Below are 18,319 nucleotides of genomic sequence, written 5' to 3'. Positions count from 1 at the left end.
CCATATCCTTTAGTCAGCGATCTGTGTCACTTCAATGATATTCGGCAGCGCTCTCAATTCCTCAAACACGGACGGATCAATCGTTTGATCGACCTCTATCGTCATCAGCGCTTCCTGTCCGACATCTTTGCGCGCCACTTCCATGTGGCCGATGTTGATCGCAAATTTCGCCAGCACATTGGCAACACCCGCAATCGTTCCGTAGCGATCGTTGTGGACGACTAAAATGGCGGGGTGATTACCCGACAATCTAAGTCTAAAGCCGTTTAACTCGATGATTTCGATTTTTCCTCCGCCGATTGATATGCCTGCAAGCTCAAGCGTTCCTTCATCATCAGAAATGAGGACGCGGGCGGTATTCGGGTGCTTCGGCACCGCATCTTCTTCACGGAATTCGATGTCAATCCCCTTTGCTTCGGCAATGCGGATCGAATCTTTAATTCTTTCATCAAATGTATCAAAGTCTAAAAGGCCGCCGATGATCGCCACATCTGTTCCGTGTCCTTTATAGGTCTCGGCAAAAGAACCGTAGAAGGAAACAATGATTTTCTTCGGCTCTCTCCCAAACACGCTTCTGGCGACCCTGCCGATTCTGGCTGCGCCGGCCGTATGGGAGCTTGACGGTCCGATCATGACGGGCCCTATAATATCAAATACGCTTCTGTACTTCATCCTGATCCCCTTCCCTCTTGTTTTTCGCGGGAAAAAACAGCCGTTTTTTTTAGACTAATTGATCAAACACGAATTGGCAAGCGGACATAAAAAAAGCCAAAAGAAGAGAAGGGCTTTGTTAAACACCCTTCTGCTTCGATCATTATTCCACAGCCAGAATGTATGAATACAGCGGCTGTTTTCCGTCGTGAACTTCAACTTCGACTTCTTCGTATGTGTCGCCGATATAGCCGGCGAGTTCTTCGACTTCTTCTTCTGACGCATCTTGACCTTTAATCACCGTGACGATTTCACTGTCTTCATCGATCATTTTTGCAATCAGCTTTTTCGCCGCTTCGATTTGGACTGACGCGGTTTCCACGATTTTTCCATTTAAAATGCCCATAAAATCGCCTTTTTTGATGTCGATGCCGTCGATGTTCGTGTCTCTGACAGCGTATGTGACCTGCCCGCTTTTGACATCATCGATCGCTTCAAGCATATTCGCCCTGTTTTCTTCCGCATCCAACGCCGGATTAAACGCCACCAATGCAGCCATCCCCTGCGGGACGGTTTTTGTCGGGATGACGATGACGTTTTGCTCCGCAACATCTGCAGCCTGGTTTGCCGCCATGACAATGTTTGAATTGTTCGGCAGGATCACGACGGTGTCCGCATTGGCCTCGCGTATCGCTTGAACGATGTCTTCCGTGCTCGGGTTCATCGTTTGCCCGCCTTCAATGACAGATGTCGCACCGATGCTGCGGAAAAGCTCGGAAATTCCTTCCCCCATCGCTACGGTAACCACACCGTACGGCTGTTTTTCAGCCGGGACCTCGGGCGCCTGGGCCTCGCTTTTGTTTTGGCTGAGGATCGCGCTGTGCTGTTCTCTCATGTTTTCAATTTTCATATTGATCAAGCTGCCATACTTTTGCGCATAGGTCATGACTTCTCCGGGATATTCGGCATGGATGTGCACCTTGGCGAGATTTTCGTCTGATACGACGAGCAGAGAATCGCCGAACCGGCTTAAATCCTGGCGGAACACATCTTCGTTGAAGCTTCTTTTCCCTTGGTTAAGTTTGACCATAAATTCCGTGCAATAGCCGAATTCGATGTCTTCGGTATTCATATGGCTTTGCGCGTTTTTATGGTGCTCAGCGCTGACAAGATCATCCAATGACGGCAGAGCGGCTTTTTGATCGGAAAGCTTTTCTCCTTTCAAAGAAGCGAGAAACCCTTCATATACGCAAAGAAGCCCTTTTCCGCCGCTGTCAACAACCCCGACTTCCTTTAAAACAGGGAGAAGTTCAGGCGTCCTGTCCAATGAGGCTGCCGCTTCACTGACAACCGCTTCCATGACGCTTGTGACATCGTTTTCAGTTTGAGCGGTGAGGACGGCTTTTTTAGCCGCATCTTTGGCAACCGTCAAAATCGTGCCTTCCACCGGTTTCATGACGGCTTTATAGGCAGTGTCGACACCTGCCTGAAACGCAGCAGCAAATTCCTTGGCATCGATTTCGCTCTTTTGTTCAATCGACTTCCCAAATCCCCGGAACAGCTGGGACAAAATAACGCCCGAGTTGCCGCGCGCTCCCATCAAAAGTCCTTTTGAAAGGCCCGCTGCCACTTTTCCGATATGGGCGGTATCGATTTGCTCGACTTCTTTCGCACCTGAAGTCATCGATAAATTCATGTTTGTTCCTGTGTCTCCATCCGGAACCGGAAACACGTTTAACGCATCAACTACGCTTGCGTTTTGAGACAGATGGTGCGCACCGTACAGAACCATGTCTGCAAAAGCTTTCCCATCTAAAGTTCGTATAGACACTCTTGTTTTCCTCCTAACTACGGGTTCGTCACTCGTACTCCTTGAACGTAAATATTGACGGAATCAACCGCAAGACCTACCGTATGGTCCAGCGTATATTTGACTTTTGTTTGAACATTGTGTGCCACTTCAGAAATTTTCGTTCCGTAGCTGACAATGATGTACATGTCAATATGAATGCGATCTTCTTCCTGACGGACGATCACGCCGCGGCTGAAATTTTCTTTTCTGAGGATCTCAGTCAGCCCGTCTTTGATCTGGTTCTTAGATGCCATACCTACGATCCCGTAGCAGTCAATCGCCGCACCTCCGGCAACCGTGGCGACGACTTCATTTGATATATCTATCTGTCCGTATTTTGTTCGGAATTCAATGGACACGTCGGTTCCTCCTTTTTGAGTCACTTTGACCGAGTTATCATCATTCTACTATAAGGACCTTCTTTTTAAAAGAACAGGCATGCTTCTGTCTAAACCTAACCCTACTTATACTACAGCGCGTTCATTTTTTCAAGATGTCAAGTGATTATTCTTGAAAGGATAGCAAACAATAGTTGCAAACGGTTTTCAGCTGTGGTAAATTATTAAAGTATCTGAAGCATCACAGGTGATCAAATCGATAAAGAATGATGATGTTTTTTTGAGAGTTAGGAGGGAAACAAATGGCACGTAAATGCGTTATTACAGGCAGAAAATCACGTTCTGGCAATTCTCGTTCTCACGCAATGAACGCTTCTAAACGCACATGGGGCGCAAACGTTCAAAAAGTGCGTATCCTTGTGAACGGCAAGCCTAAAAAAGTATATGTATCTGCTCGAGCTTTGAAATCTGGAAAAGTTGAGCGTGTATAAGAAAAAATAAACGCCTGCCTATAGCGACCGTGTCCTAAAGGCAGGCGTTTTTTACATTCTTTTTCTTCGTCCGGGAAGGAGCAGTCCGTTTCAAAAGCGGACCGGCGCTTTTAATCTTTGCGAAACGAACCAAGCATTGCCCGGACGATCCCCCCCAAAAACTTCGGTAATTTAATGGTGTAAAATTTCATTCCGTTCCCTCCTCAAGAGTCCCGCAGCCGCATGTATCGCCAGTCTTTTTTAGACAGGCGTAAAGAGCCAGGATATTTTAATCAGTGCTTCTTATCATTATTAATATGCCTTCTGTAAACGAAAAAGCACCTTGTGAATGGATGAGTTCGTTACTAATACATAGTGTAGAACCAAGAGCAATATGACACTTATTTAAAGAATACTTAAATCCTTCGAGAGATAGGTTTTTCACCGTTTCTGTAAACGGGAGGAATGAAACATACGGCTTCGTTTGATCACGCATGACAGTATATGTACCAGGGGAATGCATGGTGATCGCATTTTGCTTGTCGATCATGACAGCGCTCACCTTTTGTTGGAGAGCTTGATAAAGAAGCTGCAGATTCCCGAGAAAATGATCCGCTCTCCCGCCTGAGATGCCGAACATCCTGATCAAGGAAGGCTGCTCTTTGACAGCCCAGCTGAGCGCGAGATCCAAATCTGTTTGATCTTTTTCCGCCTGGTAGATATGCAGACGGGGGGCGGCTTTTTCAAGCGCTTCCTTTTGTTCTGCCGTGATGCTGTCAAAGTCTCCGAACGCTTCATCGGGTATGATTCCCGCTTCCAGAAGCGCCGCCGCTCCTCTGTCGACGCCGACCCAGAGGGCTTGATCGTCACGGTACTGCGATAGATCAGGAATGAGATGGCCGGGTCCTCCGGCGACAATATTGATCGTTTTCATCACTTATCCTTTCTGCACCCCCTTTAAAAAAGAGCACAGCACAGGCTGGCTCTTTTTTAAGAGGAGCACGCCCAAACCGTTTGATTCAGAGGGCTCCTTTAATATTGGAAATGGCTTTTTTGCGGTCTTTTTCATTATAGACGGCAGATCCGGCGACAAGCAGATTCGCTCCCGCTTCAATGCACTGTGCTGCGGTCTCTCTGTTCACGCCTCCGTCCACTTCGATCAGCAAATCTGAAAGTCCTTTTTGCTCAGCAAGCTCTTTGACCCGGCTGATTTTCGGAACGACGGAAGAAATAAACGATTGTCCGCCGAAACCCGGATTCACCGTCATCAAAAGGACAAGATCAAGGTCTTCCAGCACATGTTCGATCTGCTCAACCGGTGTATGCGGATTTAGAACAACACCCGCCTTGATCCCCTGTTCCTTGATCAGCTGGATCGTCCGATGGAGATGCGGACAAGCTTCGACATGGACGGAAAGAATGTCCGCTCCCGCTTTTGCAAATGCAGGTATATAGCGATCCGGGTCCTCGATCATCAAATGGACGTCAAGCGGCAGTTTGGTGATCGGGCGGACGGCTTCGACAACAAGCGGTCCGATGGTGATGTTGGGAACGAAATGCCCGTCCATCACATCAATGTGGATGAAATCGGCTCCGCCCTGTTCTACATCTTTGATCTCTTCTCCCAAACGGGCAAAGTCGGCTGAAAGAATCGAAGGAGCAACATATACCATATTTAATACCTCGGCTTTCTATCTTTAATCTCTTTTAAAAATTCAACATAATGGTCGTATCGATATGAAGCGATGTCCCCGCTTTCCACCGCTTTTTTGACGGCGCAGCTCGGCTCTTTTAGATGCAGGCATCCGCGGAATTTGCATTCTCTGCTTTTTTCACCGATCTCCAAAAAGGTATATCCTAAATCTTCGGCTTCGATGCCGGTGAATTCCAGCGAGCTAAAACCCGGTGTATCGGCCACGAGCCCACCGCCCACATCAATCAGTTCGACATGGCGCGTTGTATGCTTGCCTCTCCCTAAATGGGCGGAAATGCCATCGGTTTTCAGTTCCAGGTCAGGGCTTATCGCATTTAACAGGGAAGACTTCCCCACACCGGATTGACCGGCGAACACGGTGATTCGGTCTCTAAAATGGGCCGTTACTTCTTTTGCGCCGCCCTCTTTGATTGAGGTCAAATAGACGGGGTACCCGATTTTCCGGTAGTCTTCGGCATATTGATGAATGTCTTCTTTTACATCCTCCGCCAGATCCATCTTCGTGATGCAAATGATCGGTTTGATGTCGTTTGCTTCAACAAGCGCTAAAAAACGGTCCAAAAGCGAAGTGCTAAAAGCCGGCTCTTTCGCTGAAAACACCAGAACGGCCTGATCGACATTGCTGATCGGGGGCCTGATTAATTCATTGAGCCTTTCCTTGATTTCAAGAAGGTAGCCTTCCTTATCATTGTCGGCCTGATAGACGACATCATCGCCGACAAGAGGGGTTACTTTGTTCTTTCGGAAAACCCCTCTTCCCCTGCATTGAATCACTTTCCCGCCATCCAATACATAGTAAAAGCCGCTTAAAGCTTTAATGATTTTGCCCTCAGGCATACTGCACCTCCTTTATTCATCCTCAGGATATTCAATCGTTTTGGTCCTGACCACTTTATTGTTGACGGTTACTTGATAATACCCTTTTTGGCCGGGGGCAATCCTGAACTTGATCGTTCTTTCGGTCGGCGCCGTGATTTTAAAATTTTCATAGACGTCGGAAATGCTGTGGTCTTCGTCATCAATCGAAATCTGGACGGTCTGCTCTTCCCCCTCCGTTTCCGGCTCATAAGGGATCTCGATTTTTTCGGTCACCGTTTTGACCGGTTTTTGTTCGGGTCCGAGTGAAAATGTAACCTCAACCTTATCTCCCGGTTTGACGGTCGACCCGGCTGCAGGCTTTTGTTTGATGACCTGGCCTTCCGGAACGTCATCAGAGTGCGCTTCTTTTTCCACCAGTACGAGCTGGTGATCATCCAGATAGCCTGAAGCTGCCTGTTTGCTGTATGTTTTTAAATCTCTCAATGTGATGTCTTCCGGTCCGAGGCTGACCGTCAACTTGACCTCGTCGTCGCCGGGCACGATTTCCGTTCCTGCCGTCGGCTTCTGTTCGATGACAGTGCCGGCTTCTTCTTCATCATGAACCTCTTCCGTCTTGATATGTTTAAAGCCTTTTTGTTCAAGCAGCTTTTGTGCGGCATCGGCTTTTTGGCCGACGACATCTTCCACTTCCTTTTTCGCCTTGCCGGAGCTTTTGTACAGCTTGACTGTCGCACCTTCCTTGACGACATCGCCTGCTGCCGGGTCTGTTTTGACAATCAGCCCTTCCGCAATTTTTTCGTCGGCGATGTCTTCCGCATTTGGATCGACTTCAAACCCTTCTCCTTCCAACGCTGTGACGGCTTCTTCATATTCGAGGCCGCTAACGTTCGGAACCTCTACATCCTTAGGGAAGAAGAGTGACGGAAACACCGTTAAAGCGAGTACGGCAGATGTGATCAAAATGAAAAGCAGGGTCAGCACGATGAGCGGCCATTTTTTTCTTTTTTTCTTTTTGCCCGCTTTAGCCTGCTTCTTTTTTTCTTTTTTTGATAAAACAGGTGCCTCCTCCGCAACATCAGCGGCATCCCCTTGTCCATCCGCGTCAGACGGAAGGTCTTTGATGACCGGGACCGCTTTCGTCATCTCATCGTCAGACGGAATGGCGAATTTCGCTTCATCGATTCTGTCCGGATCAAAAGCCGTCTGCAAATCGCTTTCCATCTCTTCAGCGGAATCGTACCGGTGAAACGGATCTTTGGCCGTGGCCTTGAGCACGACGTTTTCTAAACTTTGCGGCACGGCGGGATTCCACCTTTTCACTGTAGGGGTTTCCGTTTGCAGATGTTTGAGTGCGATTGAGACCGCTGATTCGCCTTCAAATGGCGTGCGTGATGTCAGCAGCTCGAACAGCACAATACCGAGTGAATAAATGTCGGATTTCTTCGTAGACAGGCCGCCTCTTGCCTGTTCAGGCGACAAATAATGGACAGAGCCCAATACCGAGTTGGTGTGCGTAATGGTTGTTGAGCTTAAAGCCATGGCAATGCCGAAATCGGTGACTTTAATGTGTCCCATATGGTCGATTAAAATATTGTGCGGTTTAATATCCCGGTGTACGATTTGATTTTCATGGGCGTGAGCGATGGCGGAGATGATCTGCTCCATGATTTGGACCGCTTCTTTTGGATGGAGGGGACCGGTTCGGTTTATGTATTCTTTCAGGGTCATCCCCTCTACATACTCCATGACGATATAGTAGATGTCATCTTCTTCTCCGACATCATAAATGCTGACGATATTCGGATGATCGAGGCTTGCTGCGGACTGGGCTTCCCGTCTGAACCGCCTGATGAAATCGGCGTCGTGAACGAAGTCAAATCGCAGCACTTTAATCGCGACTTCCCGATCGAGTATGATGTCTTCAGCCAAATAGACGTTAGCCATTCCCCCTCCGCCGATAGCGCGCAGGATTTGGTAGCGTCCGCTGATCCTTTTGCCGATTAGCACTTGTCTTCACCTTCTTCAGTTTGAAAAGGAAGCTCCAATATCGCGACGGTAATGTTGTCTTCGCCGCCGTTGTCATTGGCCGCCTGAACAAGCCGCTCAGCTTTTTCCTCCGGAGAAGATGAAGCCTCAAGCATTTCCTGCAATGTTTGATCATCCACTTTGTTCGTCAGACCGTCAGAGCATAACAGAACTTGATCGCCGGGTTCGATTTCAAAGGTGTGGGCCTCGACCTGTACATCAGGATCTGTACCGAGCGCTTTTGTCAGCACGTTTTTCCGCGGATGGTGTTCAGCGTCTTCCTTTGAAATCCCTCCGGTTTTGACCAGTTCATTGACAAGCGAATGGTCTTCGGTCAGCTGAGTCAAGCTGTCTTGATGCAGAAGATAGCAGCGGCTGTCGCCGATATGGGCGACCGTCAACGTTTTCCCCTCATATAAAGCGCAGACGACCGTCGTCCCCATTCCCTGGCATTCTTCGTGCGCTCTTGCATGGTCGTATAGTTTTTGATTGACGGCCGAAATCTGCTCTTTCAGCCATGCTTCGCTCTCAGCGGGAGAAGCCGGAATGTCTTCGGTTTGCTCCCAGATGTCCCGAAGGGATGAGACGGCCATCTTGCTAGCAACATCGCCGGCAAGATGACCTCCCATACCGTCGCAGACAACGGCAAAAACATATCCTTCTTTTTCAGTAAAAATGTCCGCAGCATCTTCATTGTGCGGCCGTATTTTTCCCCTGTCCGTCTTTAAGGCTGTCTTCAACCTTGATTCACCTCGTCTCTTCTTTTCGCTCCTTCGCACGCAGCTGTCCGCAGGCAGCGTCAATATCATGGCCTTGCTCTCTTCTGATCGTGACATTTACTCCGTGAGACTTTAATGTTTTTTCAAAGGCGAAAATCTGTTCTTTAGGTGTTCTGACATAGTCTCGTTCAGGTACATAATTGACGGGAATCAAATTGACGTGGCATTTGATTCCTTTTAATAATGCAGCCAATTCTTCCGCGTGCTCTACCTGATCGTTGACACCGCCGAAAAGGCCGTACTCAAACGTGACCCTTCTGCCGGTTTTTTTAATGTAGTATTCGACTGCTTTCATCAGCTCTGGAAGCTTGTACGCTCTGTTGATCGGCATCAGCCGGCTTCTGATTTCCGTGTTTGGCGCGTGCAGAGAAATCGCAAAATTGATTTGCAGCTTTTCATCGGCAAACTCATAGATTTTCGGGATGATGCCGCTCGTTGATACCGTGATGTGGCGCGCACCGATATTCAGCCCTTGATCATGGTTAACGATTTTCAAGAAAGCAAGCATTTCCTGAAAGTTGTCGAACGGTTCGCCGATTCCCATAATCACGATCGAGCTGACGCGCTCGTCTGTTTCATCGAGCGCCTGCTGCACTTTGACCACCTGTGCGACGATCTCGCCTGCTTCAAGGTTCCGCTTCAGCCCTCCGAGTGTTGAAGCGCAGAACGTACAGCCGATCCGGCATCCCACCTGTGTCGTGACACAAACAGAATTGCCATATTCATGCCGCATTAATACGGTTTCGATCGTATATCCGTCATGAAGCTCAAATAAAAACTTCATCGTTCCGTCCTGAGATGTCTGCTTGACGGCCGTTTTCAGCGTTGTTAAGACAAATTGGTCTTTCAGCTTGGCGCGGAGCTCCTTTGAAAGGTTTGTCATCTCATCAAACGATGCGACTCGTTTTTCATAGAGCCACTCGAAAATCTGTGTGGCGCGGAAAGGCTTTTCTCCGTTTTCTTTAAGCCAGCTTTTGATATCCTCTATTTCAAAAGAATAAATGGACGGTTTCTCTGTCCGCAATTCTTTTCTGATCTTTTGTTTCGTTTCAATCATTGTGATCCCTTCTTTCTCATGCTGCAAATAAAGAAGCCGTCTGTACCAAAGTAGTGAGGGAGGATTTGAATGCTCCCATCCTTGACATACGGCGCCGCTTTTTCGGGCAGCCGCTCGACGAGGGTGGGGTCCGCTTCAAATTCGTCGTGTTCTTCCAAAAAAGCATGCATGACTTGTTCATTTTCTGTCCGGTCCATCGTACACGTACTGTAGACCAGTGTTCCGCCGTTTTTCAAAAGCGGTGCGATTTCCCTTAAAATGGCGAGCTGAATCCCGGCAAGACGAGAGGAATCTTCAGGCGATTTGCTGTATTTAAGATCCGGCTTTCTCCGGATGACACCAAAGCCGGAGCACGGAGCATCGACGAGAATCCGGTCAAAAGTTTCCGGCTCGAAAGCTGCACCGGCCTTTCTGGCGTCCAGCGCCCGGGCTTCGATGTTTGACAGGCCGAGCCGGCCGGCCGCTTCCTTGATCAGCTTGACTTTATGCTGATGAAGGTCAAGGGAGACAATCTTCCCCGTATTTTCAAGAAGCTCGCCGATATGGGTCGATTTTCCTCCCGGGGCGGCGCAGGCGTCAAGAATCGTTTCTCCTGGTACCGGGCCGACCGCTCTTCCCACGAGCATTGAGCTTTCATCCTGAATGGTCACATCGCCTTCTTTGAAAAACGGACTCGCTGCGATCGTTCCTTTTAACAGCTTTACAGCATCTTCGGACAAATCGCCTTCCTCCGCCTCAAATCCTGCTTCACTGAGGCGTTTAAGCAGTGTGTCTCTGTCGTTTTTCAGCGTATTGACCCGGAGCGTTTGCTTCGGCGGAATCATATGGATTCTGCACACTTGTTCAGCAGCCTCAAATCCGTAAGCCTCCGTCCATTCTCTGACAAGCCACTCCGGATGGCTCGTTTCAACCGCCAGGCGCTCAATCGGATCGCTGATATCAGCAAATGAAGGAACGCCTTCCCTCTGAATCGAACGCAAAACCCCGTTAACGAATGAAGAAATGCCTTTGTGCCCGCGTTTTTTCGCGATCTCAACCGCTTCAAACAGTGCGGCGCGGTCAGGTATTTTCTCCAAGTATTCCATTTGGTACAGCGACATTCTTAAAAGGTGAATCACCCATAGTTTCACCTTTTCCGGCTTTTTAATAAACGGCTTCAGCATATAATCGAGAGCGAGCCTGTTTTGAAGGGTTCCGTAAACGAGTTCTGTCAGCAACCCTCTGTCCTTGTCGTTTAAATCGCTTGCTTTCATGACAGACTGGAGCAGGAGATTGCTGTATGCCTGATTTTGATCGAGCTTAATCAGCGCATCAAGCGCCACTTCCCTGACATTACTTTTCTTCATCGACATAACCTAATTTCATTCCGGTTTGAAGACCCGCTCCCCTTACGAAGTCTTCGCCCCTCATTCTTTTTTTGCCCGCCGGCTGCACTTCCGTCAGTTTCAGCGCGGTGCTGTTTCCAGTCGCAACGACAATCCCGTCCTTTTCAACGGCGATGATCTCTCCCGGCTCTCCCTGTTTTCCTGCCGAAGTCTTTTTCGCCGCCCAGACTTTCAAGGTCTTTCCGCCGAGCATCGTGTAGGCGACAGGCCAAGGATTTAGACCGCGCACCTGGTTGTACAGAACTTCACCAGGTTTTGACCAGTCGATCCGTTCCTGCTCACGTTTAATGTTTGGCGCATATGTCGCTTTTTCTTCATCCTGTTTTTCCGGTGACACCGAACCGTTGATGACTTTCAGAACCGTTTCGGAAAGAAGCGCGGCTCCCGCCTGGCTCAGTTTATCATGAAGGGTGCCGACATTATCATCTTCTTCGATGTCCACTTCCACTTTTGACAGCATGTCCCCCGCATCGAGCTTTTCGACCATGTACATAATCGTCACACCCGTTTTCTGTTTGCCTTCAAGGATTGCGTAGTGGATCGGCGCTCCTCCGCGAAGCTCGGGCAAGAGGGAAGCGTGGACATTGATGCAGCCGTATTTCGGATAATCCAAAAGCTTTTTCGGCAGGATTTGGCCAAATGCCGCCGTTACGATTAGGTCGGGCTCAAGCTGAAGAATCCTGTCGGTCTCCTCCTCTACCCGCACCCTTTCAGGCTGAAGCACGGGAATGCCGTGCCGCAGCGCTTCTTCTTTGACCGGAGGCGGTGTCATGACCTTTTTTCGCCCCTTTGGACGATCGGGCTGAGTGACGACACCCACCACATCATAGCCGTCTTTGATCAGTGTATTCAGCACCGGAACCGAAAAATCCGGCGTCCCCATAAAAACGATCCTTGTCATCCAATCATCCTTCCATTTCCTCAAGTTCTTCCGCTTCAATGTAGCGCGTTACTTTTGACGTAAATAAAACGCCGTCCAGGTGGTCGATTTCGTGCAGCAGCGCTCTCGCCAAAAAACCCTCCGCTTCAATTGTGAACGGTTTTCCGCGGCGGTCGCATGCCTTCACCTTGACATAGTCAGACCGCGTCACTTCGCCGTATAAACCCGGAAAGCTCAAGCACCCTTCAGGTCCTGTCTGTTCGCCGCGTTCCTCGATGATCTCCGGATTGATCAGCTCGATCCTCCCTGTCTCATCACCGATATCGACGACGGCCGCCCTTTTGGAGACGCCGATCTGCGGAGCGGCGAGGCCGACTCCATCCAGTTCGAGCATCGTGTCATACATGTTATCAAGTAGTTTTTTTAATGATTTATCAAAAGCCGCAACGGGCTCGGCAGGGGTTTCAAGCACTTCTGCCGGGTACGTTACGATCGGTTTTACTGCCAACGATAAGCCCTCCATCTGCTATGTCTTACATCATCATATAAGGATTCATATCTACCGAAATCGACAATTGTTTTTGTTCAATATCCCGCTTATAATGATCCATCACTTTTTTGAGTAAAGATGTAAGCATTTTTTCCTGTTTGTATTTTATCACGCATTGATAGCGATATCTATCTTTGATCCTGGCAATCGGCGATGCGACCGGCCCGAGAATTTTAGCGTCGCCGGAAATGTTCGCTTTTAAAAAGCCGGCGATTTTTTCCGTGACGATGGCCGCTTTTGTCACCTCTTCGTGTGAGACGGTGACGAGCGCCAAATAATAATACGGCGGGTATGCCTGCTCTCTTCTGTGAAGCATTTCCTGCCGGAAAAATGTTTCATAGTCATGCGTTTTCGTGAGCTCAATGCTGTAGTGGGACGGGGTATAAGTTTGAATGATGACCCTGCCCGGCTTTTCGTGACGTCCGGCTCTTCCGCTGACCTGCGTCATCAGCTGAAACGTTTTTTCCGCTGCTCTGAAATCGGGGATGTGAAGCATCGTATCGGCGCTCAGCACCCCGACAAGTGTGACGTTTTCAAAATCGAGCCCTTTGGCGATCATCTGCGTGCCGAGCAGGATATCGGCTTCCCCTCTCCCAAAGGATGTGAGCAGTTTTTCATGGGCTCCTTTTCTTGAAGTTGTATCCACGTCCATGCGGATGACCCTGGCAGCAGGCAAAATTTTCGCCAACTCCTCTTCGACCCGCTGTGTTCCTGTTCCAAAATAGCGGATATGTTCGCTTCCGCATTCGGGACAGCTTGACGGCATCCCGGTTTCATAGCCGCAATAGTGGCATTTGAGGCGCTGGCCGAATCTATGGTATGTGAGGGAAATTTCGCAGTGCGGACATTGGATGACATATCCGCAGTCCCTGCACATCACAAACGAGGAATAGCCCCTTTTATTTAAAAACAGGACGGCCTGCTCGCCTTTTTCAAGCGTCTCTTCAAGAGCTGCCATTAAATCTCTGGAAAACATCGAACGGTTTCCGTTTCTCAGTTCTTCCCTCATATCGACGAGGGAAACGTCAGGCATAACCTGATGGTTGACACGGTGCTTGAGGGTAAGCAGCTTGTAGACGCCTTTTTTTGCGCGGGCAAACGATTCAAGCGTCGGAGTCGCGCTGCCGAGGACGACCGGACACCGATGGTATTCGGCCCGTTTAATCGCCGCTTCTTTCGCGTGGTATCTCGGCATTTCCTCCTGTTTGTAAGATGTTTCATGCTCTTCATCAATAATGATCATACCGAGATTTTCAAACGGGGCGAAAATCGCGGAGCGCGCCCCCACGACAAGCCGGACTTCTTTGCGGTGGATTTTCCGCCATTCATCATATTTTTCTCCTGTTGAAAGCCCGCTGTGCAAGACGGCAACCTGTGAGCCGAAACGGCCTTTGAAACGGTTGACCATTTGCGGTGTGAGCGAGATTTCCGGAACGAGGACGATCGCTTCCTTGCCGGCTTTCAGCACCTTTTCAATCGATTGCAAATAAATTTCTGTTTTACCGCTGCCGGTGACGCCGTGAAGAAGGAATACGTCATGCCGCTTTTCTTCAATCGCTTCTGCCACCGCTTCAAATGCTCGGGCCTGTTCTTCAGTCAAAGCAAGCGGCTCGGTTTTTTTGAACATTCTGTCCTGATAAGGGTCTCTGTAAACCTCCTGCTCGCTCTCCTTCAGCAGGCCTTTTTGAATCAGCGCTTTTAAGGATGCGGAGGACCCGCCGGTCTTTTCGAGAAGATCCTTTGCCGGCACCGAGAGCCCCTCATCGGATGCAATGAAAAACTGAAGAATTGCTGTTTGTTTGACAGCCTGGGCAGAAAGCTCGTCCAGCGCCTCATTCAATTTCGTCCTCGAACAGAGGGGCGCGATCATTCTCTGCGTCTTTTTGTTTGTTTTCTGCTTGACCTTGTAGGCCACTTCAAGGTTTCCTTCTTGAACCTGGCGCTGGATGAGCTTCAATATCCCGTGGTCTTCTATATCTGAATAGGAGAGTGACGTCTTTTCGGAAAACAATCGTTTCAGCCTATCTGGAAGCCGCTCTTCTCTGATCACGTTGATTTCTTTGCCGTACTTCGCTTTCATCGCAGCCGGCAGCATCGCCTGCAAAGCCGTAATTTTATAAGAAAGCGTTTTTTCTGTCAGCCAGTCGGACAAATCGAGCAGCTCTTCGGTTAAAACAGGCGTCAGGTCAAGGATTTCCTCGATCTCCTTGACCGCGCGCCCGGCGAGTTCTGATGTGTCCTTCACACCGATAACAAACCCTTGTATTTTGCGGGCGCCAAAGGGAACGATCACCCGCATCCCTTTTTGAATCATCCCTTTCCATTTTTCCGGGATGCGGTAGTCAAACGGTCTGTCGATATTTTTCGTGGTGACATCGACGATCACTTCTGCAAAGTTCATGAAGAGGTCCCGCTCCGATCAAAAAGCAGGGCGGCTTCCTTTAAGACTTGAGCGGCAACCTCCCGCTTTGTCATCAGAGGGTGTGCTGTCTTTTTCCCGTCTTTATGATAAACCGTGACAATGTTGGTCTCCGTTCCAAAACCGGCGCCTTCAGCGGTGACATTGTTGGCGACAATCATGTCGGCGTTTTTAGAGTCCAGCTTTTTTCGGGCGTATTCTTCAATACTTTCGGTTTCCGCTGCAAAACCGATCAGGATTTGCTTTGTTTTCCTCTGGCCCAGCTCTTTTAAAATATCTTTTGTCCGTTCAAGCTCAATCACCAGGCTGCCGTCTTTTTTCTTCATTTTTTGGTCATGAATATGCTTCGGCCGATAATCGGCGACAGCTGCGGTTTTAATGACGATGTCGCTCTCATCGAATACAGACAGAACCGCTTGATACATCTCTTCGGCAGATTGGACGCGAACGACGTCAACCCCCGGCGGTTCATCAAGCGACGTGGGGCCGCTGATCAGCGTCACACGCGCTCCCAGCTTTGCCGCTTCCTCACTAAAGGCATAGCCCATTTTCCCTGTCGAACGGTTTGAGAAAAAGCGGACGGGGTCGACTTTTTCCCTTGTCGGGCCCGCTGTGACCACAACGTGTTTTCCCGCTAATAGACCGGTCTTTCCACCTGTGAAATGCTCTTCTGCCAATTGGACGATCCGTTCCGGTTCCTCAAGCCGGCCTTTGCCGACATACCCGCAGGCAAGATAGCCTTCGCTCGGCTCAATAAACCGGTAGCCGTCCTTGTAGAGAACATCGATATTCCGTTTGACGGCCGGGTGGTCATACATGTGGACATTCATGGCCGGAGCGATCCACACCGGCGCCGTCGTCGCCAAAAGCGTCGTCGTCAGCATGTCGTCGGCCAGCCCTGAGGCGAGTTTTCCGATAATGTTGGCTGTTGCAGGTGCAACAATCACAAGATCAGCCCAATCCGCAGCGTCGATGTGGGCGATCACGCGCGGATTCGGCTCTTCAAATGTATCGGTATAAACGTGGTGACGCGAAAGCGCCTGGAAAGTGAGCGGTGAGACAAATTCGCAGGCGGATTTTGTCATGATGACTTTGACATTGGCCCCTGCCTGTACAAGCTTGCTCGTCAGTGCGGCTGCTTTGTACACCGCAATTCCTCCGCTTACACACAGCAGAATGTTGCGATCTTTCAGCATCGTTTTCTCCCCCTTATGTTCTGTTGGATGGTTCCCTGAAAAAAATAACAACCTAATGGATAGGTTGCTATTTTTAAGGCTATTAGCGATTTTCCTTTTCAAATGTCAAAAGGCCGGCATCGATTTCCTCCAGCGCTTTGCCGACATATTTATGCGACTTCGGGTTTTCGATCTGTGCGTCTTTGTTGATCTGCATTTCACGGGCGCGTCTTGCCGACACAGTCACAAGCGTGTATTTTGAATCGAGTTTATTCATTAAAGAGTCAATTGACGGATCTAGCATAAGTTATTCAACCTCCAGCATTTTCTTATATCTTGGGGCAACGCGGTCACGCCGCAAATGCTCGGCGAGAACGATTGCTTTGATTCTTTCGCAGGCAAGCTCAATACTGTCATTTTCGACAACATAGTCATAGGCGTCCATCAGTTCGATTTCTTCCTTCGCCGCTTTCATCCGGTTTTCAATCAGGGTTTCAGATTCAGTCCCTCTTGTTGTAATCCGGTTTTTCAGCTCGGCAAGGCTCGGCGGCGCCAAAAAGATAAACAGGCCTTCGGGAAACGCCTTTCTGACTTGGAGCGCCCCCTGCACCTCAATTTCAAGGAAAACATCCTTTCCTTCTTCAAGGGTCTTCTCCACGTAATCGACGGGTGTCCCGTAATAGTTGCCGACATACTCGGCCCATTCGAGCAGCTTGTCGTTTTCAATCATTTCTTCAAATTGTTCACGCGTTTTGAAAAAGTAATCGACGCCGTCTCTCTCACCTTGTCGCGGCTGCCTCGTCGTTACCGAAATCGAATATTCAAACTTTGTGTCCTCCTGAGCAAACAGCGCCTGCCTGACCGTTCCTTTACCGACGCCGGAAGGGCCGGAGAGAACGATTAATAATCCTCTTTCTTTCATAAGGCCAATTATCCCTGCCCTTCATCCATGATTTCTTCTTTAGCGGAAAGCCTTTGTGCTACTGTCTCAGGCTGGACGGCAGATAAGATGATATGGTCACTGTCCATAATGACAACCGCTCGCGTTCTTCTTCCGTATGTAGCATCTATAAGCATACCGCGGTCTCTCGCATCCTGGATCATCCGTTTGATAGGCGCGGACTCCGGACTCACAATCGAGATGAGCCGATTCGCGGATATGATATTTCCAAAGCCGATATTAATCAGTTTAATCGTCATCTTCTACGTTCCCCCTGTATTGGACGTCTCTAGTTTAACCTGGAGAGAACATCCCTAAACAATACGCACAATCGCTATTCTATATTTTGCACTTGTTCTTTTATTTTTTCAATAGAGCTTTTCATTTCGACTACATGTTTTGTGATCTGATGATCATTTGCCTTTGAGCCGATCGTATTCGCTTCCCGGTTGAGCTCCTGCACGAGAAAATCAAGCTTTCTCCCCGCCGGCCCGCCTGAATCGCAAATATCGCGGAACTGGCGGAAATGGCTTTTCAGCCTTGTCACTTCCTCCGTGATATCGGAGCGGTCAGCAAACAAAGCGACTTCGGTCAAGAGCCGGCTTTCGTCGAGGCGGTCTGCCGACCATTCTTCAAGCCTTGCCTCAAGGCGATCCCTATAGTGGTCAACGACGCGGGGAGCAAGCTTTGCGACATCGTCTGTCAGCTTCTCAAGCCTTTCGATTTGCAGAAGGCAGTCTTCCTTAAGCCTCAGCCCTTCTGCTTCGCGCATGCTGCACAGTTCAAGGATGGCTTCCTCAACCGCTTCGAGAAGAACACCTTCAAGCTGCTCGTTGCGGACAGGCTCCTCCTCAACCTGAACGACATGTTCAAACTGAAAGGCGTCATGAACCGTGACATCTCCCGAAAGCTGACAGCGGTCTTTCATCTCGCCTGCGGCTTTGAGATACTCTTCAAGCAGCGGCCAGTCAACCTGGATTTTCCGGCTGACCAGAGCCTCGCCATCAACCGAAACGAACAGCTCCAGTCTTCCTCTTTGTATATGCTTAAAAATCGTTTGCTTTATTTTGTCTTCTAAATAGAGCAAAGGCCTTGGCATGCGGGCGTTCACTTCTTTAAACCGATAGTTGACAGATTTCAGCTCAACAGCTGCTGTCAGCCCATCCTTCGTTTTGCTCGCGCTGCCGAAACCGGTCATACTCCGTATCATAAAACACACCCAATTCTGTATAAGTAAAAAGGCAATAGAAACCTCTATTACCTTT

20 protein-coding genes are annotated in these 18,319 nt (G+C 49.2%); 1 reads left to right on the top strand and 19 read right to left on the bottom strand.

Annotated features, from left to right (window positions below; genetic code table 11):
• Nucleotides 1–9 precede the first annotated feature (9 nt).
• The 3 genes from sdaAB to M654_RS10880 all read right to left on the bottom strand — a co-directional run bounded on the left by sdaAB (nt 10) and on the right by M654_RS10880 (nt 2,862).
• Entirely contained in the window at nt 10–672 is a 663-nt protein-coding gene (gene sdaAB / locus M654_RS10890; RefSeq protein ID WP_026586931.1) for an L-serine ammonia-lyase, iron-sulfur-dependent subunit beta, read from the bottom strand.
• 142 nt (nt 673–814) lie between these two features.
• On the bottom strand, nt 815–2,482 hold the full coding sequence (locus tag M654_RS10885) for a DAK2 domain-containing protein (RefSeq protein ID WP_026586930.1): 1,668 nt from the start codon (nt 2,480–2,482) through the stop codon (nt 815–817).
• 17 nt (nt 2,483–2,499) lie between these two features.
• A complete protein-coding gene (locus M654_RS10880) occupies nt 2,500–2,862 on the bottom strand; it encodes an Asp23/Gls24 family envelope stress response protein (RefSeq protein ID WP_026586929.1) in 363 nt (120 codons plus the stop codon).
• Nucleotides 2,863–3,143: 281 nt separating this feature from the next.
• Between M654_RS10880 and rpmB the strand changes: the two genes are divergently transcribed.
• Entirely contained in the window at nt 3,144–3,332 is a 189-nt protein-coding gene (gene rpmB, locus M654_RS10875) for a 50S ribosomal protein L28 (protein ID WP_003181685.1), read from the top strand.
• A gap of 110 nt (nt 3,333–3,442) precedes the next feature.
• Here rpmB and spoVM read toward each other — a convergent pair whose 3' ends face one another.
• From spoVM to M654_RS10795, 16 genes are all read right to left on the bottom strand, one after another.
• A complete protein-coding gene (spoVM, locus tag M654_RS10870) occupies nt 3,443–3,523 on the bottom strand; it encodes a stage V sporulation protein SpoVM (protein ID WP_003221545.1) in 81 nt (26 codons plus the stop codon).
• A gap of 77 nt (nt 3,524–3,600) precedes the next feature.
• Complete coding sequence (locus tag M654_RS10865) at nt 3,601–4,245, bottom strand: thiamine diphosphokinase (RefSeq protein ID WP_026586928.1); 645 nt, start codon at nt 4,243–4,245, stop codon at nt 3,601–3,603.
• 85 nt (nt 4,246–4,330) lie between these two features.
• A complete protein-coding gene (gene rpe / locus M654_RS10860) occupies nt 4,331–4,984 on the bottom strand; it encodes a ribulose-phosphate 3-epimerase (RefSeq protein WP_026586927.1) in 654 nt (217 codons plus the stop codon).
• A gap of 2 nt (nt 4,985–4,986) precedes the next feature.
• Entirely contained in the window at nt 4,987–5,862 is an 876-nt protein-coding gene (rsgA, locus tag M654_RS10855) for a ribosome small subunit-dependent GTPase A (RefSeq protein ID WP_026586926.1), read from the bottom strand.
• 12 nt (nt 5,863–5,874) lie between these two features.
• The gene (gene pknB, locus M654_RS10850) at nt 5,875–7,851 is read right to left on the bottom strand and encodes a Stk1 family PASTA domain-containing Ser/Thr kinase (protein WP_026586925.1); all 1,977 of its coding nucleotides are present in this window, start codon (nt 7,849–7,851) and stop codon (nt 5,875–5,877) included.
• Complete coding sequence (locus M654_RS10845; RefSeq protein WP_026586924.1) at nt 7,845–8,609, bottom strand: Stp1/IreP family PP2C-type Ser/Thr phosphatase; 765 nt, start codon at nt 8,607–8,609, stop codon at nt 7,845–7,847. Before M654_RS10845 ends, pknB begins: the two co-directional genes overlap by 7 nt.
• A 7-nt stretch (nt 8,610–8,616) precedes the next feature.
• On the bottom strand, nt 8,617–9,705 hold the full coding sequence (gene rlmN / locus M654_RS10840; RefSeq protein ID WP_026586923.1) for a dual-specificity RNA methyltransferase RlmN: 1,089 nt from the start codon (nt 9,703–9,705) through the stop codon (nt 8,617–8,619).
• Complete coding sequence (rsmB, locus tag M654_RS10835; protein ID WP_026586922.1) at nt 9,702–11,051, bottom strand: 16S rRNA (cytosine(967)-C(5))-methyltransferase RsmB; 1,350 nt, start codon at nt 11,049–11,051, stop codon at nt 9,702–9,704. Before rsmB ends, rlmN begins: the two co-directional genes overlap by 4 nt.
• On the bottom strand, nt 11,038–11,991 hold the full coding sequence (gene fmt / locus M654_RS10830; RefSeq protein WP_026586921.1) for a methionyl-tRNA formyltransferase: 954 nt from the start codon (nt 11,989–11,991) through the stop codon (nt 11,038–11,040). Before fmt ends, rsmB begins: the two co-directional genes overlap by 14 nt.
• A 4-nt stretch (nt 11,992–11,995) precedes the next feature.
• Nucleotides 11,996–12,478, bottom strand: coding sequence for a peptide deformylase (gene def / locus M654_RS10825; RefSeq protein WP_026586920.1), 483 nt, complete (start codon nt 12,476–12,478; stop codon nt 11,996–11,998).
• A gap of 25 nt (nt 12,479–12,503) precedes the next feature.
• Nucleotides 12,504–14,921 (bottom strand): primosomal protein N', encoded by a 2,418-nt coding sequence (gene priA / locus M654_RS10820; RefSeq protein WP_026586919.1) that lies wholly within the window; start codon nt 14,919–14,921, stop codon nt 12,504–12,506.
• Complete coding sequence (gene coaBC / locus M654_RS10815; RefSeq protein ID WP_026586918.1) at nt 14,918–16,135, bottom strand: bifunctional phosphopantothenoylcysteine decarboxylase/phosphopantothenate--cysteine ligase CoaBC; 1,218 nt, start codon at nt 16,133–16,135, stop codon at nt 14,918–14,920. The genes priA and coaBC overlap by 4 nt, the downstream gene beginning before the upstream one ends.
• An 82-nt stretch (nt 16,136–16,217) precedes the next feature.
• Nucleotides 16,218–16,418 (bottom strand): DNA-directed RNA polymerase subunit omega, encoded by a 201-nt coding sequence (gene rpoZ / locus M654_RS10810; RefSeq protein WP_026586917.1) that lies wholly within the window; start codon nt 16,416–16,418, stop codon nt 16,218–16,220.
• A 3-nt stretch (nt 16,419–16,421) separates the two neighbouring features.
• Nucleotides 16,422–17,036 carry a guanylate kinase gene (gene gmk, locus M654_RS10805; RefSeq protein ID WP_026586916.1) on the bottom strand — a complete coding sequence of 205 codons (615 nt, stop codon included), beginning with the start codon at nt 17,034–17,036 and terminating at the stop codon, nt 16,422–16,424.
• Nucleotides 17,037–17,044: 8 nt separating this feature from the next.
• The gene (gene remA / locus M654_RS10800; protein ID WP_026586915.1) at nt 17,045–17,314 is read right to left on the bottom strand and encodes an extracellular matrix/biofilm regulator RemA; all 270 of its coding nucleotides are present in this window, start codon (nt 17,312–17,314) and stop codon (nt 17,045–17,047) included.
• A gap of 74 nt (nt 17,315–17,388) precedes the next feature.
• Nucleotides 17,389–18,264: a YicC/YloC family endoribonuclease gene (locus tag M654_RS10795; protein WP_026586914.1), complete on the bottom strand. Its 876-nt coding sequence runs from the start codon at nt 18,262–18,264 to the stop codon at nt 17,389–17,391.
• Nucleotides 18,265–18,319 lie beyond the last annotated feature (55 nt).

Source organism: Bacillus sp. NSP9.1 (assembly GCF_000465465.2).
GTDB lineage: Bacteria > Bacillota > Bacilli > Bacillales > Bacillaceae > Bacillus > Bacillus sonorensis_A.
Note: the sequence above shows the minus strand (reverse complement) of the source record. Positions and strands in the feature narration are given on the sequence as shown.

What these genes read in the sequence shown, in the direction of transcription:
- sdaAB (WP_026586931.1), bottom strand. Translation starts at nt 672, where the DNA reads ATGAAGTACAGAAGCGTATTTGATATTATAGGGCCCGTCATGATCGGA.
- rpmB (WP_003181685.1), top strand. Translation starts at nt 3,144, where the DNA reads ATGGCACGTAAATGCGTTATTACAGGCAGAAAATCACGTTCTGGCAAT.
- spoVM (WP_003221545.1), bottom strand. Translation starts at nt 3,523, where the DNA reads ATGAAATTTTACACCATTAAATTACCGAAGTTTTTGGGGGGGATCGTC.
- M654_RS10865 (WP_026586928.1), bottom strand. Translation starts at nt 4,245, where the DNA reads ATGAAAACGATCAATATTGTCGCCGGAGGACCCGGCCATCTCATTCCT.
- rpe (WP_026586927.1), bottom strand. Translation starts at nt 4,984, where the DNA reads ATGGTATATGTTGCTCCTTCGATTCTTTCAGCCGACTTTGCCCGTTTG.
- rsgA (WP_026586926.1), bottom strand. Translation starts at nt 5,862, where the DNA reads ATGCCTGAGGGCAAAATCATTAAAGCTTTAAGCGGCTTTTACTATGTA.
- rlmN (WP_026586923.1), bottom strand. Translation starts at nt 9,705, where the DNA reads ATGATTGAAACGAAACAAAAGATCAGAAAAGAATTGCGGACAGAGAAA.
- rsmB (WP_026586922.1), bottom strand. Translation starts at nt 11,051, where the DNA reads ATGAAGAAAAGTAATGTCAGGGAAGTGGCGCTTGATGCGCTGATTAAG.
- fmt (WP_026586921.1), bottom strand. Translation starts at nt 11,991, where the DNA reads ATGACAAGGATCGTTTTTATGGGGACGCCGGATTTTTCGGTTCCGGTG.
- priA (WP_026586919.1), bottom strand. Translation starts at nt 14,921, where the DNA reads ATGAACTTTGCAGAAGTGATCGTCGATGTCACCACGAAAAATATCGAC.
- coaBC (WP_026586918.1), bottom strand. Translation starts at nt 16,135, where the DNA reads ATGCTGAAAGATCGCAACATTCTGCTGTGTGTAAGCGGAGGAATTGCG.
- rpoZ (WP_026586917.1), bottom strand. Translation starts at nt 16,418, where the DNA reads ATGCTAGATCCGTCAATTGACTCTTTAATGAATAAACTCGATTCAAAA.
- gmk (WP_026586916.1), bottom strand. Translation starts at nt 17,036, where the DNA reads ATGAAAGAAAGAGGATTATTAATCGTTCTCTCCGGCCCTTCCGGCGTC.
- remA (WP_026586915.1), bottom strand. Translation starts at nt 17,314, where the DNA reads ATGACGATTAAACTGATTAATATCGGCTTTGGAAATATCATATCCGCG.
- M654_RS10795 (WP_026586914.1), bottom strand. Translation starts at nt 18,264, where the DNA reads ATGATACGGAGTATGACCGGTTTCGGCAGCGCGAGCAAAACGAAGGAT.